Annotated in this window: 26 protein-coding genes; 23 read left to right on the top strand and 3 right to left on the bottom strand. The window is 65.9% G+C overall.

What is annotated here, in order from left to right; all coding sequences use genetic code 11:
- From FPZ12_RS08615 to FPZ12_RS08600, 4 genes are all read left to right on the top strand, one after another.
- Nucleotides 1-381: ABC transporter permease subunit (locus tag FPZ12_RS08615; protein WP_424923578.1), on the top strand; the 381-nt coding region annotated here is incomplete at its 5' end.
- An 8-nt stretch (nucleotides 382-389) separates the two neighbouring features.
- Entirely contained in the window at nucleotides 390-2,183 is a 1,794-nt protein-coding gene (locus FPZ12_RS08610; protein ID WP_166462646.1) for a branched-chain amino acid ABC transporter ATP-binding protein/permease, read from the top strand.
- Between the two features lie 3 nt (nucleotides 2,184-2,186).
- Entirely contained in the window at nucleotides 2,187-2,906 is a 720-nt protein-coding gene (locus FPZ12_RS08605) for an ABC transporter ATP-binding protein (RefSeq protein WP_144754457.1), read from the top strand.
- Between the two features lie 94 nt (nucleotides 2,907-3,000).
- Nucleotides 3,001-4,341, top strand: a complete 1,341-nt coding sequence (locus tag FPZ12_RS08600; RefSeq protein ID WP_144754454.1) for an MFS transporter — start codon at nucleotides 3,001-3,003, stop codon at nucleotides 4,339-4,341.
- 440 nt (nucleotides 4,342-4,781) lie between these two features.
- Here FPZ12_RS08600 and FPZ12_RS45990 read toward each other — a convergent pair whose 3' ends face one another.
- On the bottom strand, nucleotides 4,782-5,111 hold the full coding sequence (locus tag FPZ12_RS45990; protein WP_208025800.1) for a hypothetical protein: 330 nt from the start codon (nucleotides 5,109-5,111) through the stop codon (nucleotides 4,782-4,784).
- 29 nt (nucleotides 5,112-5,140) lie between these two features.
- Between FPZ12_RS45990 and FPZ12_RS08590 the strand changes: the two genes are divergently transcribed.
- The 19 genes from FPZ12_RS08590 (at nucleotide 5,141) to FPZ12_RS08500 (ending at nucleotide 23,626) form a co-directional block, all read left to right on the top strand.
- Nucleotides 5,141-5,905, top strand: coding sequence for an enoyl-CoA hydratase-related protein (locus tag FPZ12_RS08590; protein ID WP_144754451.1), 765 nt, complete (start codon nucleotides 5,141-5,143; stop codon nucleotides 5,903-5,905).
- Nucleotides 5,906-5,908: 3 nt separating this feature from the next.
- Entirely contained in the window at nucleotides 5,909-7,279 is a 1,371-nt protein-coding gene (locus FPZ12_RS08585; protein ID WP_144754448.1) for an acyclic terpene utilization AtuA family protein, read from the top strand.
- Complete coding sequence (locus FPZ12_RS08580; RefSeq protein ID WP_144754444.1) at nucleotides 7,276-7,644, top strand: AtuA-related protein; 369 nt, start codon at nucleotides 7,276-7,278, stop codon at nucleotides 7,642-7,644. The genes FPZ12_RS08585 and FPZ12_RS08580 overlap by 4 nt, the downstream gene beginning before the upstream one ends.
- A 55-nt stretch (nucleotides 7,645-7,699) precedes the next feature.
- A complete protein-coding gene (locus tag FPZ12_RS08575) occupies nucleotides 7,700-7,927 on the top strand; it encodes a biotin/lipoyl-containing protein (RefSeq protein ID WP_144754441.1) in 228 nt (75 codons plus the stop codon).
- A 52-nt stretch (nucleotides 7,928-7,979) separates the two neighbouring features.
- On the top strand, nucleotides 7,980-8,726 hold the full coding sequence (locus tag FPZ12_RS08570; protein WP_144754475.1) for an enoyl-CoA hydratase/isomerase family protein: 747 nt from the start codon (nucleotides 7,980-7,982) through the stop codon (nucleotides 8,724-8,726).
- Between the two features lie 13 nt (nucleotides 8,727-8,739).
- Nucleotides 8,740-11,148 (top strand): CaiB/BaiF CoA-transferase family protein, encoded by a 2,409-nt coding sequence (locus FPZ12_RS08565; RefSeq protein WP_208025799.1) that lies wholly within the window; start codon nucleotides 8,740-8,742, stop codon nucleotides 11,146-11,148.
- Between the two features lie 14 nt (nucleotides 11,149-11,162).
- Nucleotides 11,163-11,957: an enoyl-CoA hydratase/isomerase family protein gene (locus tag FPZ12_RS08560; RefSeq protein ID WP_144754438.1), complete on the top strand. Its 795-nt coding sequence runs from the start codon at nucleotides 11,163-11,165 to the stop codon at nucleotides 11,955-11,957.
- Between the two features lie 44 nt (nucleotides 11,958-12,001).
- On the top strand, nucleotides 12,002-12,679 hold the full coding sequence (locus FPZ12_RS08555) for a GntR family transcriptional regulator (RefSeq protein WP_144754435.1): 678 nt from the start codon (nucleotides 12,002-12,004) through the stop codon (nucleotides 12,677-12,679).
- Nucleotides 12,680-12,724: 45 nt separating this feature from the next.
- Nucleotides 12,725-13,774 (top strand): thiamine pyrophosphate-dependent dehydrogenase E1 component subunit alpha, encoded by a 1,050-nt coding sequence (locus tag FPZ12_RS08550; RefSeq protein ID WP_144754432.1) that lies wholly within the window; start codon nucleotides 12,725-12,727, stop codon nucleotides 13,772-13,774.
- Nucleotides 13,771-14,796, top strand: a complete 1,026-nt coding sequence (locus FPZ12_RS08545; protein WP_243769740.1) for an alpha-ketoacid dehydrogenase subunit beta — start codon at nucleotides 13,771-13,773, stop codon at nucleotides 14,794-14,796. The genes FPZ12_RS08550 and FPZ12_RS08545 overlap by 4 nt, the downstream gene beginning before the upstream one ends.
- A 4-nt stretch (nucleotides 14,797-14,800) precedes the next feature.
- Nucleotides 14,801-15,682 (top strand): VOC family protein, encoded by an 882-nt coding sequence (locus tag FPZ12_RS08540; RefSeq protein WP_144754429.1) that lies wholly within the window; start codon nucleotides 14,801-14,803, stop codon nucleotides 15,680-15,682.
- Between the two features lie 50 nt (nucleotides 15,683-15,732).
- Nucleotides 15,733-16,173, top strand: a complete 441-nt coding sequence (locus FPZ12_RS08535) for a nuclear transport factor 2 family protein (RefSeq protein ID WP_166462645.1) — start codon at nucleotides 15,733-15,735, stop codon at nucleotides 16,171-16,173.
- 22 nt (nucleotides 16,174-16,195) lie between these two features.
- Nucleotides 16,196-17,035, top strand: coding sequence for an LLM class F420-dependent oxidoreductase (locus tag FPZ12_RS08530; protein WP_144754424.1), 840 nt, complete (start codon nucleotides 16,196-16,198; stop codon nucleotides 17,033-17,035).
- 35 nt (nucleotides 17,036-17,070) lie between these two features.
- Nucleotides 17,071-17,907, top strand: a complete 837-nt coding sequence (locus FPZ12_RS08525; protein ID WP_243769739.1) for a mycofactocin-coupled SDR family oxidoreductase — start codon at nucleotides 17,071-17,073, stop codon at nucleotides 17,905-17,907.
- A 702-nt stretch (nucleotides 17,908-18,609) separates the two neighbouring features.
- Nucleotides 18,610-19,443 carry a mycofactocin-coupled SDR family oxidoreductase gene (locus FPZ12_RS08520; RefSeq protein ID WP_144754418.1) on the top strand — a complete coding sequence of 278 codons (834 nt, stop codon included), beginning with the start codon at nucleotides 18,610-18,612 and terminating at the stop codon, nucleotides 19,441-19,443.
- A 28-nt stretch (nucleotides 19,444-19,471) separates the two neighbouring features.
- Nucleotides 19,472-20,935, top strand: coding sequence for an aldehyde dehydrogenase family protein (locus FPZ12_RS08515; protein ID WP_144754415.1), 1,464 nt, complete (start codon nucleotides 19,472-19,474; stop codon nucleotides 20,933-20,935).
- A gap of 115 nt (nucleotides 20,936-21,050) precedes the next feature.
- Complete coding sequence (locus FPZ12_RS08510) at nucleotides 21,051-22,166, top strand: NDMA-dependent alcohol dehydrogenase (RefSeq protein WP_144754412.1); 1,116 nt, start codon at nucleotides 21,051-21,053, stop codon at nucleotides 22,164-22,166.
- 28 nt (nucleotides 22,167-22,194) lie between these two features.
- Nucleotides 22,195-23,421, top strand: a complete 1,227-nt coding sequence (locus FPZ12_RS08505; protein ID WP_144754409.1) for a cytochrome P450 — start codon at nucleotides 22,195-22,197, stop codon at nucleotides 23,419-23,421.
- Between the two features lie 13 nt (nucleotides 23,422-23,434).
- Nucleotides 23,435-23,626, top strand: coding sequence for a ferredoxin (locus FPZ12_RS08500; RefSeq protein ID WP_144754406.1), 192 nt, complete (start codon nucleotides 23,435-23,437; stop codon nucleotides 23,624-23,626).
- A gap of 557 nt (nucleotides 23,627-24,183) precedes the next feature.
- On the opposite strand, the gene istB is transcribed toward FPZ12_RS08500, so the two are convergent.
- A complete protein-coding gene (gene istB / locus FPZ12_RS08495; protein WP_243769738.1) occupies nucleotides 24,184-25,044 on the bottom strand; it encodes an IS21-like element helper ATPase IstB in 861 nt (286 codons plus the stop codon).
- On the bottom strand, nucleotides 25,044-26,279 hold the full coding sequence (istA, locus tag FPZ12_RS08490) for an IS21 family transposase (protein ID WP_144754404.1): 1,236 nt from the start codon (nucleotides 26,277-26,279) through the stop codon (nucleotides 25,044-25,046). The genes istB and istA overlap by 1 nt, the downstream gene beginning before the upstream one ends.
- Between the last annotated feature and the right edge of the window lie 175 nt (nucleotides 26,280-26,454).

Genomic DNA, 26,454 nt, shown 5'->3' with positions numbered 1-26,454 from the left:
CTGCGGGGGAGGGCGGCGACCGAGGACTCCGAGGCCGCCATGGTCCGTGGGGTGAATGTCCGGTGGATCAAGGTCGGCGCGCTCATGTTCGCCGGTGCGCTCGGTGGCGCGCTGGGCACCGTGGTGGCTCCGGAAGTCGGTGTATCCAAGGACCTCGCGTTCCGGTTGCTCATCTACGGCTTCGTCGCGCTGACCCTCGGCGGCGAGGGAAGTTACCTCGGTTCACTGATCGGTGGGCTGGCCGTCGGGCTGATCGACGCGCTGTCCGCACGCTACCTCGGCGGCGAATGGTCCGAGGTGATCATCTTTGTCCTGCTGCTGGTTGTCCTGGTCACCAAGCCCACCGGTTTGCTCGGCCGGGCCCGAACACGAGATGTTTAGGAAACACCATGCGGACGTTTCTCACCCGACGGTCCTGGATCTTTCCCTTGCTGTTCCTGGTGGTCCTGCTCATCCTGCCGGGTGCCGGCATGGGGGTCAGGACAAGCCAGCAGGTCATCCTGATCGTGGTCTACGCGCTGATCGTGAGCGGGCTGAACCTGAGCTGGGGATACGCTGGGGAACTTGCGCTCGGCCAGGTCCCGTTCTTCGCGGCCGGCGCGTACGCGACCGCGATCACCCGGATGCACGGACACGCCGATCTGCTGCTCGCGCTCGCAGTCAGCCTGGCCACTGCCGGGCTGCTCGGCTTCATCACCGGGTTGCCCGCGTTCCGCCTCAAAGGCTGGCCGTTGGCGCTGTCGTCGTTCTTCCTGGTGTTGTTGATACCGAACATTCTCATGATCTTCGAAGGGCAGACCCGCGGTTTGCGCGGAATCGTCGGTGTCGTGGGACCGACCCTGTTCGGGCAACGCATCGGCCGTGCTGACTACTATTCCGTCGTCATCGTCGTGGCCGCGGTCTGGTTCGCGGTGCTGCGTAATCTGGTCCGGTCGAGGTACGGCACGGCCCTGCGGTTGATGAAGCAGAGCAACCAGCTTGCCGAGTCGCTCGGTGTCAACGTGACCGCGCTGCGGTTCTCGACGTACGTCGTCGCTGCGTTGCCGGCCGGGATGGCAGGCACGCTGTTTGCCTACTACCTCGGCGTTGTCGTGCCGACATCGTTCACGCTCACCCTGCTCGTCACGTTCGTGGCGGCGTCCGTCGTCGGTGGCTCTCGCAGCGTGTGGGGCGCGCTGGTCGGTGCACTGCTCCTGGTCGCCGGCCAGCAGGCGACCGCGAACTTCGAGCAGTACTCGCTGATCGCTTACGGGATCTTCCTGATCCTCGTGGGCACGGTCTTCAAAGGTGGGCTCGCCGGGCTGGCGAACCGGCTACTACGACGCGTTTCGGTCGCGGGTTCGCACGCCACCGTGGAGTCCCCCGGCGAATTGACGGCGATCCCGGGACGGCGGCTGGTCGCCCAGGACGTGCGGAAGACCTTCGGCGGGCTTCAGGCCCTGCGCGGCGCCGAACTGGTCGCGGAGCCCGGACAGATCACAGCCCTGATCGGAGCGAATGGAGCAGGCAAGACCACCCTTCTGAATTCGATCTCGGGTTTCGTCGTGCCGGACCGCGGATCGATCACGCTCGACGGTGTCGAACTCGTCGGACGCCGTGGCAGTCGTGTCGCGCGAGCCGGCGTCGGACGCACGTTCCAGACTCCGCAGATCCCGGAGGGCTTCACGGCCGCGGAGGTGGTCGCCTCGGGACGGTTCCGGGTCGGACGGCTTCGGCCGGTCGCCGCGATCCTGCGGCTCAAGGTCTACCGCAGGCAGCACCGGCAGGACGCGCGAGCGGCTGCCGCGGCTTTGCGGTTCGCGGGTCTGGAAGCGATCAGCGACAGCCAAGCCACGTCCTTGCCGTTGGGCACCCGGCGGCTGCTGGAGGTGGTCCGCTGCGTAGCCGGTTCGCCCGGAGTGCTGCTCCTGGACGAACCGGCGGCCGGACTCGACGACGACGCGCTCGTGGCTTTGAAGGCGCTCTTGCTGCGTGCGCGCGATGCCGGCGCGACGATCGTGCTGGTCGAGCACAACGTTCCGTTCGTACTGGATATCTCCGACCGCGTGTGGGTGATGGATCTGGGCAGGCCTCTGGTCGACGGCACCCCGGAACAGGTCCGGACGGACCCCGCGGTCATCGCGACGTACTTGGGCAGGCGGCGCGGGCTGGATGCCGACGCTGCCGGGATCACGGTGGAGTGACCGATGAACGCTGAGCCGATACTGCAGGTCGACGACGTACGTGCGGGATATGGAGATCTCACGGTCATCTGGGACCTGTCGCTGACGTTGCGACGGGGCCGGACCACGGCTCTGCTCGGACGTAACGGGGCCGGGAAAACCACCTTGCTCTCGGCGATCGCCGGGTTGTTGCCGCTCGGGCATGGCCGCATCCTGTTCGGCGGTACCGACATCTCCCACGCGAGCCCGTGGAACCGAACCCGGGCGGGGCTCGCTTTCGTGCAGGAGGGCAAGCGTGTTCTCCGAAACCTCACGGTGCACGAGAACCTTCTGCTGGGGCTCAGGAAAGGCCCCGGGAAGCAGGAATCCCGCGATATCCTCGAGACAGCGTATGACCGCTTCCCGGCGTTGCGTGATCGCAGAGGCGCCAAGACAGGCACGCTCAGCGGTGGGCAGCAACAGATGGTCGCGCTGGCGACGGCGATGGTCTCTCGCCCTTCGGTTTTGCTCATCGACGAGCCTTCGTCGGGGCTCGCCCCTGTCGTCGTCGACGAGGTCTTCCGCGCGGTCGAGCAGTTCAAGCAGGACGGCACGGCCGTGTTGCTCGTGGAGCAGCTGGTGGACGAGGTTCTTTCCGGATATGCCGATGATGTCGTGGTCCTTGACCAGGGCAAGGTGGCGTTGAGCGGCGTGGCGGGCGAAATCGCCGCTGAAGAGGTACTGGCCGGCGTCCACGGGCGCTGACCCGACGAGTCCGCGGGAGGCACCGCCGACATCGGTTTCCGCTCGCTCGATTTCCAGGTTCCAGGTGTACACAGTGGACACAAGGAGTTCGTAAATGCCCGGCCGTAGTTCGGCGGCCGCATCGCTGGCCGTAGTGGTCACGTGCGTCGCGATCACCAGTCTCGACGGAATGGATCTCAGCTTGCTGGCAGCGGTGCTGCCCGACATGCTCGAGATCAAGCAATGGGGGATGACCGCGATCGAAGCGGGCCTCGTCGGCAGCCTCTCGCTCGTCGGCATGATGGTCGGTGCGACGGGCGCCGGCTACCTCAGCGACATCGTCGGCCGCCGTCCGACTGGGCTGGCATGTATCGCGTGCTTCAGCGTGTTCACCGGGTTGTGCGCGTTGGCGCCGAACCTGCCGGTGTTCGCCGTGCTTCGGTTGCTCGCGGGGCTCGGATTCGGTGGCGCGCTGCCGACGGCAATCGCGCTCACGATGGAGTACGTCAGGCGTGAACGGCGCCAGCTCTACAACGGCGTCATCCAGACCGGCTTCCCGCTGGGTGGTGTGCTGATCGCGGTGCTGGCGATCTTTGCGGTTCCTGCCTTCGGCTGGCGCGCTCTGTTCGCGTTCGCGGGGTTGGTCGGGGTCGTGCTTTTCGTCGTCGCATATCGTGTCTTGCCCGAATCGCTGGTATTCCTCGTCAGCAGGCAGCGCACCGACGAGGCCGCGCGGATGGCGGAAAAGTACGCGGTCGACAGCAAGGCCGAGTCGGCGCAGGCGCTCCGGTCGAAGGAGAAAGTGGATGGGCTCGGAGGGACAGCCGCGATCCGTTCACTGTTCCGTCCTGGTTTCCGCGCCGCGACCGTGTTGTTCCCGCTCTGCAGTTTCTGCGGTCTGCTGGTTGCCTACGGCATGAACACGTGGATCCCGCAGATCCTCAAGGCATCGGGGTACGCCTTCGGATCGGCGCTGGTGTTCCTTGTGGCCTTCCACTCCGGTGCGGCGGTTGGCATGGTCGTGCTCAGCGGCCTGTCCGACCGGTTCGGGCCGCGAGTGATCATTCCCGCCGGATTCGTGCTGGGCGCGATCGGGGTCAGCGTCGTCAGCTTCCATCCGGCTCAAGCCGTCGTACTCGTGCTCATGGTGCTGACCGGGTTCTGTTCTTCTTCGCAGACCGCGCTCTCCGGTTTCACCGGCGTCTACTACCCACCGTCGATGCGCGGGACGGCAATCGGGCTCGCGCTCGGGGTCGGCCGGCTGGGCGGGGTCCTCGGACCCATCCTGGTCGGTGCGATCGTCGGCGCCGGGATGGGGGTCGCCTGGGTGTTCTACGCCTTCGCGGTCGTCGGATTGCTCGCTGCGGCCTTGGTCGTCGCAGTCCCGCGGAGCGGGATCGCCGGACTTCCCGCGCCCCATGTCCTGGATGCCGGTGAGGCTTCGACGACTCGGTGATCGAGGTGTCGGGGTGGGGTCCCCGCGACCGGGAACCCCACCACGGCTCGTGTGCACCCCGCACCAAAAGCGCACGCCGTGAAGTGGCCCCACAGGAACATCTCGTCGCCGTCGAGCATCGCTCGCCCCAAAAGCCCGGCACAAGCATGTTCAGTGGTTTCCTCGTCGCGCCAAGCCCGCAGCCGGGAGGTGAATTCGTGCAGCCGATATTCCTGGGTGATGTCCAGCGCGCCGTGCGACCGGTGTGACAGGTGCGTGACGTCCCCCGCGTATTCCGCCGCTGCCAGTCGTGAGACGGCCACGGCGTGTTGCTGCGGGACCGGAATGTGGTCGGTGACCGAGTCTGCCGCCCCTGCGATGGCGACTTTGACTTCGAGCAGGCGGGTGATGGCCCGCAGAGGACGCCCGGATTGCTCACCCGGGCGGAACGTGGTTTTCGGTCAGCAGGCAAGCGCCACGGGTTCCTCGAGGTCACCCGGTTCGCCGGCGAGGTTCTGACCGGGAGTGATCCGCAGCTCCCCGTTCGGGCGCGACTTTCCCGGAGTGCGCTGAGCTGTGTTCACGACTTCGGTCCGGTCTTCGACCATCTGGAGAGTGAAGGCGTTCTCACGCTCGGAGCGGTTCAGCCGGATCCGGGCAACGTGGTCGCTGACCGAATAGCCGAGATCGTTCAGGCCCCCGCGTATCCCGCGATGGAAAAAGTAATGGCCTACCAAGTGGCGGACTTTTTTGCATGCATTATGGTAGCCTGACGGCGGTGCGATGGACACCCTGTTCCCGAGGTCGAAGGAGCCCGCGAATGGCCGACGTCTTGCTCACCGAACGGCGTGGAGCGGTCCTGCTCCTGCGGCTCAACAGGCCCGAGAAACGTAACGCGGTCAACAATGAGCTGCGCCAGGCGCTCGCGGAAGCCATGCGGGCTTTCCGGGATGACCCGGAGCAGCGCGTCGCGATCATTACCGGAGCCGGGGACAAGGCGTTCTGCGCGGGCGCGGATCTCACTGAACTCGCCGAGAAGAAGGTGGGCGTCCCGCCGCGCGACTACTTCGCGGATTTCGGCCCGGACGACTTCCTCGAGAAGCCGGTGATCACCGCGGTCAACGGCTTCGCTTATGCCGGCGGATTCCGGCTGGCTCAGTTCGGTGACCTGTGCCTCGCTTCGGAGACCGCGAAGTTCGCGATCTCCGAAGCGAAATGGAGCCGCGGGGCGCCGTGGGCTGCCCCGCTGACCAAGATGGTGCCTCGTCGCGTGATGGCCGAATTGCTGCTTACCGCGCAACCCATCACGGCCAGGCGAGCCTGCGATGTGGGCCTGGTCAACGAAGTAGTTCCACCTGAGCAGCTCCTCCCGAGGGCGTGGGAGCTGGCCGAGACCATCGCCAAGAACGCTCCGCTGACGATCGCCGCCTCGAAGTGGATGATGCGCGTAGGTGCCGAGTCCGGGGTGGCGATTACCGCCGCGGTCGGCAGTGAGATCTTCCGGCACGTCTACACCAGTGAGGACGCCATCGAAGGGCCTCGTGCCTACCGCGAGGGCCGCGATCCCGTGTGGAAGGGGCGTTGAACCTTGCCTGGACACAGTGGACGGACAGTTCGGATCGGTTCCGGACTCGGGTACTGGGGTGACGACACGTCGGCGCCGGGGCGGCAGATCCGGGACAGCGCGATCGACTACCTCGTCATGGACTTCCTCGCCGAGGTCACGATGTCGATCCTGCAGAAGCAGAAGCAGAAAGACCCTGAGCGCGGCTATGCCGGGGACATCATCCGGATCCTGCGCGACGCCCTGCCCGACGCCGTCCGGCGTGGCGTGAAGATCATCTGCAATGCGGGCGGGGTGAATCCGCTCGCTTGTGCGCGTGCGGTCCGGGCACTTACACAGGAACTCGGCCTGGACGACCAGGTGAAAATCGCGGCGATCGTGGGCGACGATCTGTTCGGCCGAGTGGACGAGCTTCGGGGCGCGGGAGTCACGCTCGAGAACATGGAGACCGGCGAACCGTTCGAGCTTGTCGCCGACCGGCTCGTCTGCGCCAATGCCTACGTTGGCGCTGCACCGATCGTCGAAGCGCTCGAACAGGGCGCGACGATCGTGATCGGCGGCCGGCTCGCCGATCCGTCGCTGACACTCGGACCGCTTATGTACGAACACGGATGGACCGTGCAGCAGCACGACCATCTGGCTGCGGGGATCGTGGCAGGCCACTTGATCGAGTGCGGCGCGCATTCGACGGGCGGAAACCATCAGGCGGGCTGGCAAGACGTTCCGGACATGGGGGATATCGGCTTCCCTGTCGTGGAGGTCGACGGCTCCGGGCGGATCGTGATGAGCAAGACACCGGGATCCGGTGGTCTGGTGTCCCGGGAGACGGTCATCGAGCAGCTGGTCTACGAGATCGGCGATCCGAAGGCTTACCTGACACCGGATGTGGCGGTCGATTTCACCACGCTCACAGTGGAAGACCTCGGTGGCGATCACGTCGAGGTGACCGGCGCGACCGGCCGCCCGAGGCCCGAGACGCTGAAGATCTCGGCGGCGTACCGCGATGGGTTCGCGGCCAACACGATGTACCTGTACTCGGCCCCGCACGCCAAGCAGCGCGCGGAGAAAGCCAAAGAGATCCTCGATCACCGGATCGGCCGGCTCGGGCTCGCGCTGGACGAGATACGCAGCGACCTGATCGGCCTCGGCGCCGTCCACGAGCGCAGGACGCCTCGCATCGTTTCCGACCCGTGCGAGGTGGTGCTCCGCTACGCGGTCAGGTCCCAAAGCCGCGCGGCCGTTGAGCGCGCTTTCGTGGAGGCGAGCACCGTTTTTCACGGCCCGCCGGGAAAAACGAACCTCATCTCGGGGCGGCCACGCGTCTCGGAGGTTCTCAGCTACTGGCCGACGCTGGTGCCGGGCAAGCACGTAGAGACGAAGGTGTTCATGACATGAGCGGTGCCACAACGGAAATCCCCCTGTCGCGGATAGCCTTCGGACGCTCCGGTGACAAGGGCGGAACCGCCAACATCGGAATCGTCGCACGTTCGCGGGAGCTCTACCCCGCGTTGGTTCGCGAGATCTCCGCCGAACGTGTCCAAGCGCATTTCAGCGACCGGGCCCGCGCGACGCAACGTTTCGAACTGCCCAACCTCGGCGCGCTGAACTTCCTGGTGCACGGCATCCTCGGGCGGGGCGGGACCAGCACTCTGAGGCTCGACCCGCAGGGCAAGGCGCTGGCGGACGCCGTGTTGTTCATGCCGATCGCGCTGCGGCCACCCGAGCTCGCGATCGCCCGCGACCACGGTCTGTGTGAGTGAGCGCGCGAGCCAGGCAACGACGTTTCGAGTACCACTTGTTCAAGGAGCACAACACATGCAGGAGATCCGCATCCCTCAGGCCTCGATGGAAATGACCGAAGGGTCGATCGAGACGTGGCACGTCGAAAACGGCGCCGCGGTCAAGGAGGGCGAGACGCTGTACAGCCTGGAAACGGACAAGGTGGTGATGGACGTCGAATCCCCGGCCGCGGGCATTATCAAGATCATCGGAGAGCCCGGAACCAGCTACGCCGTCGGCGATCTGATCGCGACCATCGAGTAGCGCCAAGGCTGACGACCAATTGTCCTTGAAGTCAGGAGGAAACGTGTCAGCGATGGTGCACGCACGACTGGACGGTGCGGTGTTCACGATCACCCTGAATCGTCCCGATCGGCTGAACGCCGTCACCGCCGAACTGTTCGAGCAGCTGTCGGGCCGGCTGACCGAGGCCGCGGCCAGCGACGCCTCCTGCGTCGTACTCACCGGAGCCGGCCGTGGATTCTGCTCGGGCGCCGACCTGCGCGCACCCCGTCCCGCCCTCGAGCCCGGATCGCGACGTTTGCGCGAGCTCTACCACCCCGCCATCGCGCAGATCGGCAAGCTCGGCAAGCCGGTGATCGCGGCTGTGAACGGTGCGGCCGTCGGTGCGGGCGTTTCGCTTGCGGCCGCCGCCGACATCCGGGTGGTGTCTTCCACGGCACGGTTCATCCCGGGGTTCGCCGACATCGGGCTCGCACCCGACAACGGCGGCAGCTGGAACCTGAGCCGGATACTCGGCTACCACCGCGCTTTCCATTGGCTGACACTGGGTTATCCGCTCTCGGCGGAGCGAGCGTTGGAGTGGGGGCTAGCCGACGAAGTCGTGACCGATGCCGAGCTGATGGACCGAGTCAGCGAGATCGCGGCCACGCTGGCCGCGAAACCGGGGTGCGCGGTCGAGGCGACGAAGCGTCTTCTCCGTGCTGCTCCGGCCCAGTCGCTTTCCGACCAGCTGGAGATGGAAGCCGAGATGTGCGACCTCACCACCAGTCATCCGGAACGTATAGCGGCGCGCGCCGCGCGCACGGCGAAGATGAGCTGACGGTGCACATCCGGTGCGTGCCGATGGTCCTAAAAGGACAGACACAGCGATGAATGGAGCCAGCATGCCTTACGGGGCTGTCGAAAGCCCGCTCGCGGATCTGCGGGTCGTGGAGATTTCCGGTGGCGTTGCGACCGCCTACGCTGGCCGGGTCCTCACCTGGCTCGGCGCGAGCGTGCTCGTGGTGGGCACGGAGCTCGACACCGCGGCGGAACCGGCGGCGACCCAGCTCGTCGCGGACTGGCTGCACGAGGGAAAAGAGGTCGCGACCGCGGAGAGGAAACGCGACCTGGCCAAAGTCATCGCCGATGCCCAGATCGTCCTGCTCGACACCGATGACCGTGGCCCGGAACTTTCCTCACTGGTGCGTTCGGCGACGAACGCCGTGGACGCGTCGGCACACCCGCCGGTCGTGGTGCACGTGAGTTCCGTGGCGGACCGGGGCAAGCCGATCCCGGGGTCGGCGCTCACAGCGGCCGCGTGGTCCGGACTGAGCTGGTCGATGGGCAGTCCCGGCAAAGCGCCTCTGTCGTTGCCTTTCGACCTCCCCTCGTTCGAAGCCGGCGCGCACGCGGCGGCCGCGGCTCTGGCAGTTGTCGTGGCAAATCCCGCTGAGAACAGTGTGCTGAGGAACGTCGATGTGTCGGCCCGTGACGTGCTGAGCTACTACACCGGCATGATCACGGCCAATTTCATTCCGTACGAGCGGCCGTGGCGCCGTGACGGAGCCCGGCCCCCCGGCTCCGGAGGCGTGTACCCGGCGAGCATTTTCCCGTGCAAGGACGGATTCGTCACGTTCATGTGCCGCAGTCAGCGTGAGTGGAAGGCGTTGCTGGAAGGCATGGGTTCGCCCGAATGGTCACGGGATCCCCGCTTCGAAGACCCGCGCGTGGTCGCCCGCCTGCACGCCGACGAGGCGGATAGCCACCTCGTGCCCTGGATCGCCGAGCGCACCAAACAGGAACTACTCGAGTTCGGCCACCGCTACGGTCTTCCGATCGCTCCTGTGCGATCGTTCTCGGAGACGTTGCGAGAGGAACAGTTCCGGCACCGGAAATTCTTCGTCTCGCACCCGCGGCGCCCCGACCTGCTCGCTCCCGGGGCACCCTGGCGGCTCAACGAAGTCCCCGGCCGGCGTCCGGACCAAGCTCGTGATCGGCGCTTGCGCATCGAGCCCGCGAGCGGTGAACCGTGTGACCTGTTGTCGGGTTTACGGGTGCTCGACCTGTCGTGGGTCTGGTCCGGGCCGATGGTGACCTCCATGCTGACCGATCTCGGGGCGGAGGTGCTCAAGATCGAGCATTCCGGGCACATGGACGCCGGCCGCATGCGGGGCCGGGCTCGCCGGGACGGGCGTGAGGTCGAGGGCCCCGAACACGAAGTAACCCCGTACTTCAACCAGATGAACCACGGCAAGCGGAGCGTGACGCTCGACCTGAAGGAAGGCCGGGCGCGGGAACTCCTGCTCGACCTCGCCGGCACATGCGATGTCGTCGTGGAGAACATGCGGCCGGGTGCGCTGTCGAAACTAGGTCTGGGGTTCGACGAGCTGTCGGCTCACAACCCCGGAATCGTCATGCTGTCGATGTCGATGGCAGGACAAACCGGTCCGCTCAAGACAATGAAGGGCTACGCGGGCATCATGGCCGCGATGTCCGGTCTGGACTCGATCATCGGCTACGACGAGAACGAGCTCATCGGCAGTCTCACCCCCGCTCTCGGTGACCCGAACGGAGCCAGCCATGGTCTCGTCGCTCTGCTGGCGGCGCTGCACCGGCGGCGGGTCACCGGGCGGGGCGCCTGGATCGACCTGTCCCAGATCGAGGCTCTGCTGAGCATCACTGCCTCGCCGCTGCTGGCGAGTCAGCTCGATACTGGTGAACGGGTTCCGGTGAACACTCATCCCGGCAAGTGTCCGCACGGCCATTTCCCGGCCAGCGGCGACGATCGCTGGCTGGCGATCACCGTCCAGGACGACTCGCAGTGGCAAACCTTCGTCGAACTCGCGCGTTGTGACGGTCACGACCTGGATCCGCACGACACTCGGGACGAGTCGAAGAACCGTCTGGAGAACCGTGCCGCGATCGAGGAGGCCGTGTCGGCGTGGACGGCTGACCAGGATCGCGACGAACTGGCCGACAGGTTGATACGGCACGGGATTCCCGCGGCACCGGTCACCTCGTTCGAGGACCTCGCATCGAGTGACTGGGCCGGAGAACGTCACTTGCGCACCTTCGTTCAGCACCCGTACCTGGGGGAGACCCCGATTTTCGTGCTGCCATGGAAGTTCGCCGGCCGTGCGGCCGGGCGCGACCTTCCGGCGCCCATCCTCGGCACTGACACCGACGACGTACTCACCCGGCTGCTGCAGATCGACGCCGCGACGCTGGCCGAGCTCCACCAATCAGGATCACTGCGCTGACTCAGGAGGAATCCATGTCCCAGCCACCCGAAACCCTTGTGGTCAAGTCGTCGGGCGGGATCTGCGAAATCACGCTCAACCGGCCTGACCTTCGCAACCGGATCGACGATCTTGCTCGAGCGGAACTGATCGACGCGCTTGAGACCCACGGCGGCGCGCGGGAGACCCGCGTGATCGTGCTCGCGGCGGAAGGGCGCGCCTTCTCCGCCGGCGGAGACTTCACCATGATGCGGTCCCGCCAGGCGGATCGCCGGGACACCGAGCGCGGCACCCACGACAGCCGGCGGCTGCTCAATGCCCTGACGAACGTCCCGGTTCCGGTGGTGGCCGCGGTTCAAGGACACGCGGTCGGGCTGGGCGCGACCATCGTGCTCGCATGCGACGCGGTGGTCGCCGCCCGCGGGGTCAAGATCATGGACTCCCACGTAAAGGTAGGGCTGGTCGCCGGCGACGGTGGCGTCGTCGTGTGGCCGCAGAGCATCGGCATGATCAAGGCGAAGCGTCACCTGCTGACCGGCGCGCCCGTGCTGGCCGAAGAGGGCTACGCCCTGGGTATGGTCAGCGACCTCGTCGACACCGCTGAAGAAGTCCTCCCGGCCGCCCGTGCGGTCGCGGCCGAAATCGCCGCATTGCCGCCGTTGGCCGTGCGTGGCACCAAGAAGTCGTTCAACGCCGTGCTGCGCCACCGCATCGAAGAAGTTCTCGAACTCTCGTTGTTGTTCGAGGGGGAGAGCATGCATTCCGAGGATCTCGTCAAGGCGCTGGATTTCATCCAGCACGGGAAAGAGCCGGACTACCAAGGAAAGTGAGCGTGGCGGTCGCCGGACGAACGAGATGAGGACCAGGGGGTGCGATGGTGGCCATCGAGAAGGCCGATCCGCTGGTGAACGCGTTGTACAGCCTGCTGGGCAACGGTGATCTGGCGCCGGGGCAACGGGTTGACCAGCGGTTGATCTCCGAGCGGCTCAACGTCAGCCGCACGCCATTACGCGAAGCACTGCGGGCTCTCGCTGCCGACGGCGTACTACGGCACACGCCCAACCACGGTTACCAGGTCGTGCGGCTCAGCGTCGAGGAGCTCTTGCAGTACTACAGCATGCGGACGTTCCTGGAGACCGAGCTGCTGGGCAGCATGTCCTGGCCGGACGAGCAACAACTGGCGGATCTCACTGCGATAGGCGCCGAATGTGAGGACGCGGCGAAAGCCAAGAACATCAGTGAAATGGTCACGGCGAACCGGAACTTTCACTTCCTGATGTTCTCCTGGTCGCCGTTGACGGTCTTGATGACCGAAGTGGTCCGGGTCTGGCGGGTATCCGAGGCCTACCGCGCCGTGCACCTCGTCGACCCGGCACGACGTCGCCAGATCCTGACCGATCACGAGCACATGATCCAGGCCATCCGCCTCAAGGACCGCAACCGCTTGATCCGGCTGATGAACGCGCACCGCGAACGCACCCGGCAGATGCTGAACGACCTCGTCGGGTCCTCGCACGCGACCGTACTTCACCTGCCACGCGCACGGTCGTGACAGGAGGACGAGGAATGTCAGGCGCCGTCGCCGCGGTCGTGGACCGTGTCGGCGGCCATCAAGGAAAGGCCGAAGGTGATGACTGAAACCCCGGCGCTAACAGAAGACCGGTCGGCCGCGACCGGCGGCGAACTCCGCGATGCCTACGGCATCATGCGGCGGATCCGCACCCTGGAAGAGTCACTGACGAGCGCGCTCAAGATGGGGCAGGTACGGGCTCCGTACTACCCCGTGCGGGGGCTGGAAGCCGCGTGTGCGGCGTTTGGCGTCGTACTGCGGCGCACCGACTACCTGGTGAGTACGTACCGCTGTACCGCTGATGTGGTCGCCAAGGGCGTGCCCCTGCGAGAGGTCGTCGGTGAGATCTTCGGCAAGGAGACCGGCACCTCCAAAGGCAAGGGCGGATCGATGCACATGGCTGCCCCGCACCACGGCCTGATGGCCACCACCGGCGTCGTCGGTGCCGGCGCCCCTATCGCCTGCGGCCTCGGGCTCGCGTCGAAAATGTCCGGAAAGGACACGGTCACCCTCTGCACGTTCGGCGACGGCGCGACCAGTATCGGTGCCGTTCACGAGAGCCTCAACCTCGCCGCGACCTGGGATCTGCCGGTCGTCTTCTTCTGCCAGAACAACCAGTGGGCCGAACACACGAGTATCTCCACGTACACCAAGAACACCGATCTGAGCCAGCGTGCCGCGAGCCTGGGCATGCGGACCGCGCGCGTCGACGGGTTCGACGTTCGTGAGTTGCTGTCGACGCTGCACGAGGCCACGGCGCACGCACGTAATGGTGGTGGCCCGACCTTCGTCGAGTCCTTGAGCTATCGCCTCGGCCCCCACTCCTTCGGCTGGGACGATTCCTATCTCTCACCCGAGCTCAAGGCCGACGGGATGGAGCGCGATCCGGTGATCACCCTGCGTCGCGAATTGATCGAGCAGGGCGCATTGGCGCCGGCCGAAGCCGACGACATCGACAGCAAGATCGTCGAAGAGGTCGAGGACGCGATCGTGTTCTCGCAAGCGGCGGGCCCGACACCAGCGGAGGAGCTCCTGCTCGACGTGTACGCGACCGATCTGGACGGAGCAGTTCGATGACACAGACCACGGAGACCACGAGCGCGACCGCCACGACCGAGACCCGGTCGATGAACTTCATCGAAGCATCCCACGACGCGCTCGAGTACGCGCTGGCCAGTGATCCGTCGGTGTTCCTGCTCGGTGAGGACATCCACGACCCGATCGGTGGCGTCACCAAGATGACCAAGGGGCTGTCCACCAAGTACGGACTCGAGCGCGTGCGACCGACACCGATCGCCGAGCAGGCGATCGTCGGGGCGGCCGTCGGAGCCGCCCTGGCCGGGATGCGCCCGGTCGGTGAGATCATGCTGATGGACTTCTTCGCGGTATGCCTTGACCAGGTTACCAACCACGCGGCCAAGCTGAGGTACATGACCGGCGGGCGTACCAACGTGCCCATCACCTTGCGGACCATGGTCGGCGGTGGGAACGGAACCGGCGCGCAGCACTCACAGTCGCTGGAAGCGTGGCTCGCTCATACCCCCGGCATGAAGGTTGTCTGCGCGAGTAATCCGCTGGACGCCAAGGGGCTGCTGCTGAGCAGCATCTTCGACGACGACCCGTGCGTGGTCATGGAGATGTCGCGAGTCATTTTCCACCGGCAGAAGAACGAGGTTCCCCTCGGTGACTACCGGGTGCCACTTGGGAAGGCGCGGATCGCGCGCCCGGGTAGCGATGTGACGATCGTTTCGTGGGGACGGGTGCTCAACGAATCCCTGCTTGCCGCCGACGCGCTCGCGGAGGACGGGGTGTCCGCCGAGGTGATCGATCTGCGGACTTTGGTGCCGCTGGACATCACGACCGTGCTCGAGTCGGCCGCGAAGACCAGGCGCGTGGTGGTCGCGCACGCCGCGGTGGAGTTCGGTGGGTTCGGCGCCGAGATCGCCAGCCAGGTCAACGAGGAGCTCTTCGGCGAGCTACTGGCCCCGGTGCGCCGCGTAGGTGCTCCCTTCGCGCCGACGCCGGGTGGACCGCTCGAGGCGCATTACGTTCCCGACGCGAAACGTGCCGCCGAGACGGTGCGTGAGCTGACGGCCTGAAACCATGACGAGCGCCGGGCCCGCGATCGCGCACATCGGCCTCCTGTGTGATGACATCGAATCGGTTGTGTCCACATGGAATATCCTTTTCGGACTGTCGGGACCGGTTCCGGCGCCGTGGTTCGCGGCGGAGGAAGGTGTGCTCACCACGAACCTGCCCATTCCGGGATGCGGGCTCGAACCACTGCAGCCGATCGTGCGGTCGACGGCGCAGTGGACGCAGCTGCGGGCGGGGCGACGACCATTCCACCTGTCCTTGCAGGTCGATGACCTGTCCGGCGAGGTGGAGCGGCTGCGCCGCGCCGGGCTCCTCATCCGGGTCCGGAAGGCGGGCCGCGTGGTGACCTTGCGGCGGGCCTGGCTCGATCCGGACGAGTGCGCGGGGATCACGGTCGAGCTACTCGACGCCGGTGAGGTGGAGCAATTCCGTTCCATGCCGGCAAAGGCGCCGGATAGGACGGAGCAGCGGCCGGCGGGCTCAGCACTGGATTGGCGTGTGACGCGGGCCCTTGCGGTCGGGCACACCGTCCGGTCGATCACCGAAGCGGTGCGGTTCTACCGCATGCTGGGCTTCACGTTGGTCAACCAGGGGCGCCGCCCGAGAGCAGGCTGGTCGGCCAGGCAGCAGGTCACCGCAGCGAGTGGCGCCCCCGTCGAGCTGGTGGCCCGGCCGCCCGGGACGCGTTGGCCGGCGGGGCTTTCGCACCTCACCCTGGCGGTCGATGACCTGCATGCGGCGTGGCGGTGGCTGGATGCCCAGGAAGCTTGGCTGGCCAGGACTCCCGCGCAGGGCGACCGGCCCGCCATGGTGCGGGTCGATGCCCGGTCCACCCACGGCCTGGATGTGTTCCTGGTCGCCGAGGATGACGCCGGGCAATCGGTATGACAGCGCGAGCGGCCGGCTCGCGTTCGCGGAGCCGAAAAAAGGAGCCTGCCATGGACGTCCGGGACGAACTCGAAATCCGGAACCTCATCGCCAGGGTCGCCTGGCTGACCGATACGTGGAGCGAACCGTCCGACTACATAGCCCTGTACACCGAGGACTGCACGTGGCAGGTCGAGGGGCAGCAGGTCTACCGTGGCCACACCGGAATCCGCCAGCGCATGCAGGAGATGCTCGAGCAGCGGGTTTGCGGTCCCGGCGTCCCGGCCCGCCATTGCGTCACCTCGCTTGAGATCATCCCGGACGCCGAACGCTCAGACGTGGCGATGGCCCGTTCGATCGGCCTCATGATGTCCATGAGCCCGTACGGTCGCCCGGTTCCCGCGATCTACGGCGAGAAATACGACGAGGTCGTCAAGAACGCCGGAGTGTGGAAGATCCGCGCGCGGCTGATCAAGGCCCTTGCATGGTCCACAGAGGACAGTGCGACATGACCGCGTGCGGCCGGAGGCATGGATGAGACTCGGCTTCTTCGGGGCGAATGTCGGTGCCATGGCGACTCCCGCGTGCGGGCAGCTGGCCCGCCACGCGGAGGAGCTCGGGTACTCGTCCTTGTGGACGGGCGAGCATTCGGTACTGCCGCGGCCACGACGGGACAAGCCGCCTCTCGAACCGGACTGGCCCATGGCCGATCCACTGGTGACGCTCGCATATATCGCCGCGTCGACGACGCACATGCAGTTGTGCACCGGTGTGGTCGTGCTTCCACAGCACAACCCGGTCCAGTTGGCCAAGCGAGTGGCCACGCTGGACGTTCTCAGCGGTGGACGGCTGGTGCTGGGCGTCGGCATAGGGCACGTGAGCATCGAGTTCGCGGCATTGGGCGTGCCGATGCAAGGACGTCGCGAGCGGGCCCGAGAGTACCTTGCCGCGATGCGGGCCCTGTGGGCAGAGGAACCGCCGGTGTTTTCCGGGAGGTACGTGTCGTTCGCCGGCGTGGACGCGTATCCGAAGCCGGTCAGCCGGCTGGGGCCGGCGGTGGTGCTGGGCGGCGTCGGTGAGCGTGCGCTTCGCGACGCCGCACGGCTTGGTCAAGGCTGGTACGGGTTCGGGCAGACCCCCGATGAGGTTCGTGTGATCGCGGCGACGCTGCATCGGCTGCTCGCGGAGGAGGAACGCGATCTCGCGTCCTTCCGGATTTCCGTGACGCCCCGTGCCCGGCTTACTCCCGCCCTCGCCGACGACTATCGCAGCGCGGGGGTGCATCAACTGGTCGTGTCCGTGGAGGCCGATTCCGTGGACGGCGTGCGCAGGAAGCTGGATCGCAACGCGCCCGGACGGCTTGGCATCGACTGACGCCAAACCTTTTACGTCAACCTATGGAGGTTCGAGTGAGCGGACTCGAGGGAAAAGTCGCATTGGTCACCGGCGCGGCACGAGGGCAGGGACGCAGTCACGCTGTGCGGCTCGCCTCGGAAGGTGCCGATATCCTCGCTGTCGACGTGGACGGCAGCCTGCCGAACGGAGCTCGCGGGTACCCGCTGGCTACGGCGGACGATCTGGCCGAGACCGTGCGCCTGGTGCGCGCACTCGGTCGACGGGTCGTTCCATTCTCCGTCGACATCCGCAACCATGAGGACCTGAAGGCTGCCGTCGATGCCGGTGTGGGTGAGCTCGGTGGGCTGGACATCGTCGTGGCGAATGCCGGCGTGCTGCTGATCGGCCGGGCCGACACGATGGGCGGACGCGACTGGGACGAGGTGATCGACACCAATCTCACCGGCGTCTGGAACACCTGCAAGGCGGCGATCCCATGGCTGGTCGGGCAGAACCGCGGCGGGGTGATCGTCGCGACCGCGTCGATCGCCGGAGTCAAAGGAGTTCCCAACATCTCCGCGTACGCGGCCAGTAAACACGGCGTGGTCGGTCTCGTGCGCAGCCTCGCCGTCGAGCTCGGACAGCACAACATCCGCGTCAACGCCGTCGTTCCCACCGCGGTGAACACACCGATGATTCAGAACGAGACGCTGTTCCGGCTGTTCCGTCCCGACCTGGAGCATCCGACCGAGGAGGATGTCCACGCCGCACGCTGTGCCTCCCACCTGCTTCCGGTGCCGTTCGTGGAGCCCGAGGACGTGAGTAATGCCGTCGCCTTCCTGGTATCCGACCAGGCGCGTTACATCACGGCAACCGAGTTGAAAGTGGATGCTGGCAACACGGCGCGGTAAGCGGCAGGCTTCTCGGCGCGGCGTTGTGAAACCCCGTGTCGCTGCCGGGGTTGGAATCGGCGCGAGCGAGGTGTTCAAAGGGCTGGACGGGTCCGCGGGCGTCTCGGTCATGAAGCCGGCTCTGGCTCATTCACCGGCTCAGGGCTGGAATCCGTCGCACGTAACCATGAGATCGGTACCGTGATCGACACAGGCGTGATCCCCAATGCGTGCGTGGTGGTCATCGGAGACTGTGTTCACTTCGTGGCAGCCTGTGTCCGATGTGTCGTCGGCTCAGCCGGGACGGTGGTTCCCGTGGGGCGGTGAACTCCTTGCTGTGGGGCACTTCTTCCGGCTTTCCGTCGGCGGGTGATATTTTCTTCCGGGGTTCGACGACGGCCTTGCAGAGGCTTGTGTGAGACCAAACGGCATGCAATAGTGTCGTCAATGACGCGATGGTCAAGGCGTCGAGCCCTTGAGGAGAGGTCGTGGGAACACCTGCGGCGAACACGTTCTGGCCGTGTGCGCCGGTTTTGACAAGGAGGCGGCTTCGCCAGTGGTTCGGGACCACCCGGCCTCGAGTGGAGCTTCGTCGCTGATGGTCACCCTGCGAACGCCCTCAATCATCCGGTCCCTCTGTCGATCGCATCGTTCACGCCCGTCGGCGCGACGAAGAGCGTCACCACAGTTCCTCTGCACGCAACCGAGGTCCAAGGAGTAAAGGTGCCAGGGAGAGTCGAAGGCAAGGTCGCTTTCATCACCGGGGCAGCGCGCGGTCAGGGTCGATCGCACGCATTGCGACTCGCGGAAGAAGGCGCGGACGTCATCGCGGTCGACATCTGCTCGCCGGTCGCCACCGTGGGATACCCCGGGGCCACGCCGGACGATCTCGACGAAACGGCGAAGCTCGTGCAGAAGCTGGGGCGCCGCGTCGTCGCGGTGCAGGCGGACGTTCGTGAACAGGGGGCCCTGGACGACGCTGTGCGCCGCGGTGTCGCCGAGCTCGGACGGCTGGACATCGTTTGTGCCAACGCGGGGATCCTCACCATGGCACTGACGCACGAGCAAAGCGAAGAGCAGTGGCAGACAATGCTCGACGTGAACCTCACGGGCGTATGGCACACCGTCAAGGCCGCCATCCCCGTTCTGATCGACCAAGGTCACGGCGGATCGATCATCATCACGAGTTCCATGGCCGGGCTCAAGGGAACCCCGAACTGCAGTAGCTACACCGCGGCGAAATTCGGTGTTGTCGGGCTGGCCAAGACGCTCGCACACGAGCTCGCCCCGCACCGGATCCGGGTGAACACCGTCCATCCCACGAATGTCGAGACAACGATGGTGGACAACGCACTCGTGCGGAGCATCTTCCGCCCTGACCTCGAACAGCCCACGGCCGAGGACGCCAAGGATGTCTATGCGTCCATCAACATCTGGCCGGAACCGTGGATCCAGCCCGTCGACGTGTCCAACGCCGTGCTCTACCTGGCATCCGACGAGGCCCGCTACACCACCGGGATCGCGCTTCCCGTCGATCTGGGTGCGACCGCGAAATAGCAGACCTGTCAGGGAAAGGCACATTCACATGGCGATCGAAGACGCTCGGCTCGATGTCCTGCCCAATCCGTTGCCGGTGATCGGGGCGAAACGACCCCGCACGGACGGCAGCGCGTACCAGCACGTCTACGCGGCGACCGGACGGAGCACGGTCGAGGTTCCGCTCGCCGGCCCCTCGGACGTCGACGCCGCGGTGGCGGAAGCCCGCGCCGCCACGCCGGTGTGGAAGGCGGTTCCGGTCGACGAACGGCGCCGCCTGTTGCTCGATCTCGCGCAGGCAGTCGGTGACCACGCCGACGAGCTGGCCGCGATGTCCACCACCGAGAACGGCACGCCCGTCGCGGGAGCGAACATGGGCCGCCAGATGATGCAGGACTGCCTTCGGTACTACGCGGGATGGCCGGACAAGATCACCGGTGACGTCCACCCCGTGTGGCCGGTTGCCGGGATCGACTATTCGATCCTCGAACCGTACGGTGTCGTCGCGATCATCATCCCCTGGAACAGCCCACTTTTCAGCCTGGGACTGGTCATCGCTCCAGCACTGGCAGCAGGTAACTGTGTGGTTGTGAAGCCGCCGGAGCTGACGCCGTTCACATCGCTGCGGGTCGCGGAACTCGCACTCGAAGTGGGGTTCCCGCCCGGCGTGATCAACGTCGTTCCAGGAGACGGGGCCGTAGGCTCGGCACTCGTCTCGCACCGGGGCATCGACAAGATCCACTTCACGGGCAGCGGCCCCACCGCGCGCCGCATCCTGCACTCGGCTGCCGAAAACCTCACGCCGGTCGCGACGGAGTTGGGCGGAAAGTCTCCCAACCTCGTGTTCGCCGACGCGGACCTGGACCTCGCCGCGCAGCGAGCGGTGATGTTCTGCATGCAGGTGTCCGGGCAGGGGTGCGTCAACGGCACTCGTGTCCTGGTCCAGGACTCGGTGCACGACGAGCTGGTCGAGCGCGTCCGGGAAGCGGTTCGGATCTTCACCCCCGGGGACCCGGCGAAGCCGGACACGACCTTCGGCCCCGTGGTGAATCAGACCGCATGTGATCGGATCATGGGATTCATCGATCGCGCGAAACAGGCCGGTGCCGGCCGGATCGTGGCGGGCGGGGGGCGAGCCGGAGGCGACTTCGCGGAAGGCTTTTATATCGAGCCGACGGTCTTCGCCGACGTCGACCGATCCGCCGAGATCGTTCGGGAAGAGATCTTCGGCCCGGTGTTGTCCATCGTGCGCTTCTCCGACGAGCAGGACGCGATCGCACAGGCGAACGACACCGACTACGGCCTCGCCTCCTACATCCAGACCAAGGACCTTTCCCGTGCCCACCGCATGGCCGACGCCCTCGATGCGGGCATGGTATGGATCAACGGCACCGGAGGACTGCCCCCGTCCGTGCCTTTCGGTGGCGTCAAGCAAAGCGGCGTCGGCCGGCTTGGAGGCTATGCCGCGATCCAGGAGTTCAGTCGCACCAAGAACGTCTGGATCGGACTCTGATCAAACGCGATTGACGACCAGGACGTCAATCGCCTCGTCACCGCGGCTTCCGGTCGAACACGCTGAATGCACGGCCGGAGGCCGCCCCGCACCCGCCCGGTCAAAGGAGATCGAGATGGTTACTTCGCGAGCCGCACTGCTCTGGGAACAGCCAGGGGAATGGAAAGTATCGACGGTCAGCATCGACGAGCCACGTCGGGGCGAGGTGCTGGTGGAAATGGTCGCTACCGGGCTCTGCCATTCCGACGACCACGTGAAGGTCGGTGACGTGCCGGCCGGGCACCTCCCGATCTGCGGTGGGCACGAGGGCGCCGGCGTCGTCCGCGAGGTCGGGCCGGGGGTCTACGGCCTCACCGAAGGCGACCATGTCATCACCTCGTTCATTCCCTCGTGCGGCCGGTGCAAATGGTGTGCCCAAGGACTGCAACAGCTGTGCGACAACGGCGCCCTGATCATGGAAGGTACGCAACTCGACGGTACCTTCCGTATGCACCACGGCCGAACCGACGTCGCGACGATGTCGACGCTGGGCACCTTCTCCGAATGGCAGGTGTTCGACCAGCTTTCGTGCGTCAAGGTTCGCCAGGACGTACCGCTGGAAACGCTCTGCATCGTCGCTTGTGGAGTCCCGACCGGCTGGGGCTCGGCCGTCAATGGGGCGGTGGTGCGACCCGGTGACGTCGTGGTCGTGATGGGTATCGGCGGTGTGGGGATCAATGCCGTTCAGGGAGCCGCATTCGCGGGCGCGGCTCATGTCGTCGCCGTCGATCCGGTCAAGTTCAAGCGGGATTCCGCGCTCAAACTCGGTGCCACCGAGTCATTCGCCGATATGACGGCGGCGACCGAGTTCGTCCGTTCCGTCACCAACGGCCAAGGGGCCGATTCGGCGATCGTCACGGTGGGTGTGGTCAAGGGGGAGTTCATCGCGGAGGCGTTCACCGCGATCCGCAAGGCCGGCACGGTCGTGGTGACCTCGCAGGGAGCGCTCACCGAGTTCAACATCCCGGTGAACCTCTTCGAGATCTCCATGTACCAGAAGCGAATTCAGGGTGTTCTGTACGGCATGTCTTCGCCGCGCGAGAGTATTGCCAGACTCATCGACCTGTATGCCGAGGGCAAGCTCAAGCTTGACGAAGTGATCACTCGCCGCTATCGCCTTGACCAGGTCAACGAAGCTTACGACGACATGCGTGCGGGACGAAACCTCCGGGGTGTCATCGAATTCAAGTGATTGTCCACCGGAAAGGCAAGAGGGAACCATGACTGAAAACCATGACGCACAGCCGCCCGGTGGCGTTTACACGCACTTCAACTACGCGGCGGCCCACGACGACCGGAGCTGCAACGAAGAGCTGGATTCACTGCGTTCGAGCTGTCCTGTCGGATGGAGCCGGCATTTCGGCGGGCACTGGGTCGTAACCGGGTACGATCAGGTCACCAGCGCGTTCCGCGACTGGAAGAACTTCTCCTCGGCCCGTCGCGATCCGGAGTACTCGGCGATGATCCTCGCGCCGATGAAGGCGCAACGACTCGATCCCGAAGAAATGGACCCACCGGAATGGCGTCACTACCGGAATCTCGTCGGCCCGGACCTTTCCCCAGCCAGTGCGCGCCGGCTTCTGCCGCGTATCGAGTACTGGACCGCGCGCTACCTGGACCAGGTCCTTACTCGCGGCCGGATGAATGTGATCGAGGATTTCGCGAATCCGTTACCGGCCGCCGTGGCCCTCGAATGGCTGGGCTTTCCGCGAGAAGAGTGGAAGACGATCGCTCAGACCTACCACGACCTGCTCGGCTATCCGGTCGGCTCCGCCGAGTTCGAAGCGGCTTACGAGTCGCAGCAGTGGATTTACCGGCGGGTCCGGGAGGAGATCCAGCGTCGGCGAGCGGAACCCGGCGATGACGTCATTACGCGGATCGCCGTCGGCGAGATCGATGGCGAGCTGATCCCTGAGGAACGCGCGGAAGCTGTCCTCAACCTTCTCGTCGGCGGAGGAGTCGAGACCAGCGCTTCCCTTATCGCGGCCGGCATCCTGCATCTTGGCCGAAACCCGGACGACCGGCGCCGCCTGCTCGATGAACCCGGACTGCTCGAGATCGCCACCGAAGAGTTCCTCCGGATGTACCCACCGGCCCGCAGCCACTCCCGCACGGTCGCGACTGGCATCGAGTTCGAGGGCTGCCCGATGCGGCCGGGCGATCGGGTCCTGCTGAGCGAGGCTGCTGCCAACCGGGACCCGGCACAGTTCGACGACCCCCTGACCTTTCGCATCGATCGGTTCCCCAACCGCCACCTGAGCTTCGGTTCGGGCATCCACCGTTGCCCGGGATCGCATCTGGCTCGCCTGGAGTTCCAGGTGGCGATCCGGCAACTGCTCGAAAAGATCCCGGACTACTCGGTGGTCGAGGACGAGGTCGTCGCCTATCCCAACTGGGGAGGCTTCGGCGGCTGGCAGACCGCGGTCATCGAGTTCGAGCCTGTGTAGAAGGGAGAAGGAAATGCGAGCGACAGTCGACCAGGAACGATGTGTCGGACATGCCTTGTGCGCCGCGCGTGCACCGGAGGTCTACGAACTGGATGACCTGGGCTACAACGTGACGAAATCGACTGAGGTGCCGGCGAACCTCGAAGAGCAGGCCCGCTTCGGCGCGCAAGCTTGTCCTGAGATCGCGATCCAGCTCCATGATTGACCCAGCCCGTCGCCGGGGTTGCTGGTCAGCCCTGGAGGGCCGTCCACCAGCGGTTGGATTTTCTAAGAGTGACAGCTAAGTGCGCCCAGTTGGGAGGCCACTGGTTCCGAAGGCACGGCATGGCAATGGAATGCGTCGCCGTCGGTCCGCGGTGCCCACCGCTCCTTGGTTCCCTCGCGATGGCTTCGAGTATCTGGATGAACGCGTAAGCTCGCTGTTCGCGTTCGTCGAGATCCAGCTCGTCGGTGAGGCCGGTGAAACGGCTGGTCGGCGAATCGGTGGGGCTCGCAGGTTCGATCCAAGTCGGCATAGCCAACTATCGTCGAACTGACGACCAACCGCGTGAGCCCGTGGAACGCCTGCTGGACCGTTCGTGCTTGCTCAGCCGCAACCCCATCTCAAGCCTCGCCAGGGACGCGTCTCCAGTGTCGACGGCATCGCAAAGATCACGCGCATGTCCACGGCTGCGTCTATCGGTGAGAGGTGAGCCGCGCCGGTTCGGCGGGCACTGCGGACACGAGGTTCGAGTGTGCCGAGGGTGCTGTGTCAACTCCGGTCTAAGTCTGACCCGGTTGTTCCGGGTGAAGGTTGACCCATCCGGGTTGGTGGTTGTTAGTCGTTGGTTTTGGTGGCCGGTGGACGCGGCCGAGGTCTCGGTCTTTGAGGCGGTAGCTGTCTCCCTTCATGGAGATGACTTCGGCGTGGTGGACGAGGCGGTCGATCATGGCTGCTGCGACGACGTCGTCGCCGAAGACTTCGCCCCAGCGGCCGAAGGGCTTGTTGCTGGTGACGATCAGGCTGGCTCGTTCATAGCGGGACGAGACGAGCTGGAAGAACAGGTTCGCGGCTTCGGCCTCGAAGGGGATGTAGCCGACCTCGTCCACGATGATCAGCGGGATCCGGCCGAGTTTGATGAGTTCTGCCTGCAGCTTGCCGGCGTGGTGGGCGTCGGCGAGACGGGCGACCCATTCGGCGGCGGTGGCGAACGCGACTCGGTGCCCGGCCTGGCAGGCGCGTATGCCAAGCCCGATTGACAGGTGCGTTTTCCCGGTCCCGGGTGGGCCGAGGAACACCACATTCTCTTTCCCTGCAATAAAGTCCAGAGTTCCGAGGTGGGTGATTGTGTCGCGTTTGAGCGAGCGTTGGTGGTCGAAGTCGAACTCCTCCAACGATTTCCGTGCCGGGAACCGGGCGGAGCGGATCCGGCCTTCCCCGCCGTGGGACTCGCGGGCGGCGACCTCGCGTTGCAGGCAGGCGGCGAGGAACTCCTCGTGTGTCCAGGACTCGGCGCGGGCTCGCTCGGCGAGCCGTTCGACGGCCTGGCCCAGCGACGGGGCCTTCAGGGCGCGGGTGAGATAGGCGATCTCGCCCTCGATGTTGCGGCCGCTGGTTTTCGCGGTCGTTTTCGTTGTGGTCATCAGGCGATCTCCTCGTCGCTGCCGGTGAGTCCGAACAGGCGGTCGTAGTCGGCCAGGTGCCGGTGTTCGACGCTCGTGTCGGCCTTGGGGATCGCGACCAGGCGGCGGGCCTGGCGCATCTGGGCTGCTGCGGCAGCGTGGGCGGGGTCGGTGATGCTCTGGTGATCGGCCCAGCAGCGGGCATGCTGGGCAACCTGCGTGTTATCGCAGGTCACCACCACCTCGGCGAGGTCTGCGGCGATCTGGACCCGGCGGCCGACCGCGCTCGGGTGGACCGAGTAGTCGTTGGAATCAAGCCGGACGTAGTGATCCCGCGGCAGTCGGGTGCTCAGCCGCCAGCCGGTCACCGGCGCGATCGGCGGCAACGCCAGCATCGCTGAACGGTCCGCGCCCCACCGGTCCAGCGGTCGGCAACCCAGACGGCGGTGCTGGCGCTGGTTCGCCCGCTCGAGCCAGCCCGCGAGCTGGCTGTTGAAATCTCCCGGGCTGGTGAACGAACGCCCGGGCAGGAACGAAGTCTCCAGATAGCCGTTAGCCCGCTCGACCAGGCCTTTCGACTCCGGATCTCGGGGACGGCACTGGATCACCTTGATGCCCAGCGTTCCGCGGAACGCGTTCATCGGCTCGGTCAGCTGCGGTTTCCCGCCGCGCCACTGCCCGACCGCGGACTCGTTGTCCCAGACCAGCGCTTTGGGAACCCGGCCCCAGCCACTGATCAAGGTCCAATGCCCGGCCAGCAAGTCCGGTGACTGCCGCGACGGCAACATCACAGCTGTGATCATCCGTGAATAGCCCGCCACCATCACCAGCACCGGTGGCCGGCCGGTCTGGCCGAACCCAAGCGGCACATCCGCCGGCGGGAACCACAGATCGCACTGCGCGAGCTCGCCCGGCTGATACTCCGTCCGCGATGCCGGATCCGCCGGTGTGAACAACGGCCGCAATTGCTGCACCCGCTCGAAGAACACCGTCTTCCCACGTTCCCAGCCGATCCGCTCCATGATCACCGTCGAGGGCATCTCCGGGAATTCCGACAGCAACGCCCGGATCTGGGGCTCCACAGCATCCACAATCGACCCCTTCGCTGCCCGCTCATACCGCGGCGGCTCATGCGAGGCCAACGCCTTCTTCACCGTGTTCTTCGAGATCCCCAGCCTGCGAGCGATGGCCCGAATCGCCATCCCCTCAGCCCGATGCAACCGGCGGATCTCCGCCCAGTCCTCCACGTTCAACACCTCATGATCGTTCATGGGTGGGTCAACATTCACCCGGAACCAGAGGGTCAGTCTTCAGGCGGAACTGACATGCTGGAAGCGAAGTAGCCGAAATCCCACCAGCGGCTTCACGTTTCACGCTGACATACCAGCTGTCGAGTATCGGCGAAATCCTTCGGTTGCCGACAACATGTAC

This window comes from Amycolatopsis acidicola, assembly GCF_007713735.2.
Taxonomy (GTDB): Bacteria; Actinomycetota; Actinomycetes; order Mycobacteriales; family Pseudonocardiaceae; genus Amycolatopsis_E; species Amycolatopsis_E acidicola.
This window is presented reverse-complemented; position numbering and strand designations above follow the sequence as displayed.

Excerpts from the sequence above, each read along its gene's own strand:
- FPZ12_RS08610 (WP_166462646.1), top strand. The coding sequence starts at position 390 with ATGCGGACGTTTCTCACCCGACGGTCCTGGATCTTTCCCTTGCTGTTC.
- FPZ12_RS08605 (WP_144754457.1), top strand. The coding sequence starts at position 2,187 with ATGAACGCTGAGCCGATACTGCAGGTCGACGACGTACGTGCGGGATAT.
- FPZ12_RS08600 (WP_144754454.1), top strand. The coding sequence starts at position 3,001 with ATGCCCGGCCGTAGTTCGGCGGCCGCATCGCTGGCCGTAGTGGTCACG.
- FPZ12_RS08590 (WP_144754451.1), top strand. The coding sequence starts at position 5,141 with ATGGCCGACGTCTTGCTCACCGAACGGCGTGGAGCGGTCCTGCTCCTG.
- FPZ12_RS08580 (WP_144754444.1), top strand. The coding sequence starts at position 7,276 with ATGAGCGGTGCCACAACGGAAATCCCCCTGTCGCGGATAGCCTTCGGA.
- FPZ12_RS08575 (WP_144754441.1), top strand. The coding sequence starts at position 7,700 with ATGCAGGAGATCCGCATCCCTCAGGCCTCGATGGAAATGACCGAAGGG.
- FPZ12_RS08570 (WP_144754475.1), top strand. The coding sequence starts at position 7,980 with ATGGTGCACGCACGACTGGACGGTGCGGTGTTCACGATCACCCTGAAT.
- FPZ12_RS08560 (WP_144754438.1), top strand. The coding sequence starts at position 11,163 with ATGTCCCAGCCACCCGAAACCCTTGTGGTCAAGTCGTCGGGCGGGATC.
- FPZ12_RS08555 (WP_144754435.1), top strand. The coding sequence starts at position 12,002 with ATGGTGGCCATCGAGAAGGCCGATCCGCTGGTGAACGCGTTGTACAGC.
- FPZ12_RS08545 (WP_243769740.1), top strand. The coding sequence starts at position 13,771 with ATGACACAGACCACGGAGACCACGAGCGCGACCGCCACGACCGAGACC.
- FPZ12_RS08540 (WP_144754429.1), top strand. The coding sequence starts at position 14,801 with ATGACGAGCGCCGGGCCCGCGATCGCGCACATCGGCCTCCTGTGTGAT.
- FPZ12_RS08535 (WP_166462645.1), top strand. The coding sequence starts at position 15,733 with ATGGACGTCCGGGACGAACTCGAAATCCGGAACCTCATCGCCAGGGTC.
- FPZ12_RS08530 (WP_144754424.1), top strand. The coding sequence starts at position 16,196 with ATGAGACTCGGCTTCTTCGGGGCGAATGTCGGTGCCATGGCGACTCCC.
- FPZ12_RS08515 (WP_144754415.1), top strand. The coding sequence starts at position 19,472 with ATGGCGATCGAAGACGCTCGGCTCGATGTCCTGCCCAATCCGTTGCCG.
- FPZ12_RS08510 (WP_144754412.1), top strand. The coding sequence starts at position 21,051 with ATGGTTACTTCGCGAGCCGCACTGCTCTGGGAACAGCCAGGGGAATGG.
- FPZ12_RS08505 (WP_144754409.1), top strand. The coding sequence starts at position 22,195 with ATGACTGAAAACCATGACGCACAGCCGCCCGGTGGCGTTTACACGCAC.
- FPZ12_RS08500 (WP_144754406.1), top strand. The coding sequence starts at position 23,435 with ATGCGAGCGACAGTCGACCAGGAACGATGTGTCGGACATGCCTTGTGC.
- istB (WP_243769738.1), bottom strand. The coding sequence starts at position 25,044 with ATGACCACAACGAAAACGACCGCGAAAACCAGCGGCCGCAACATCGAG.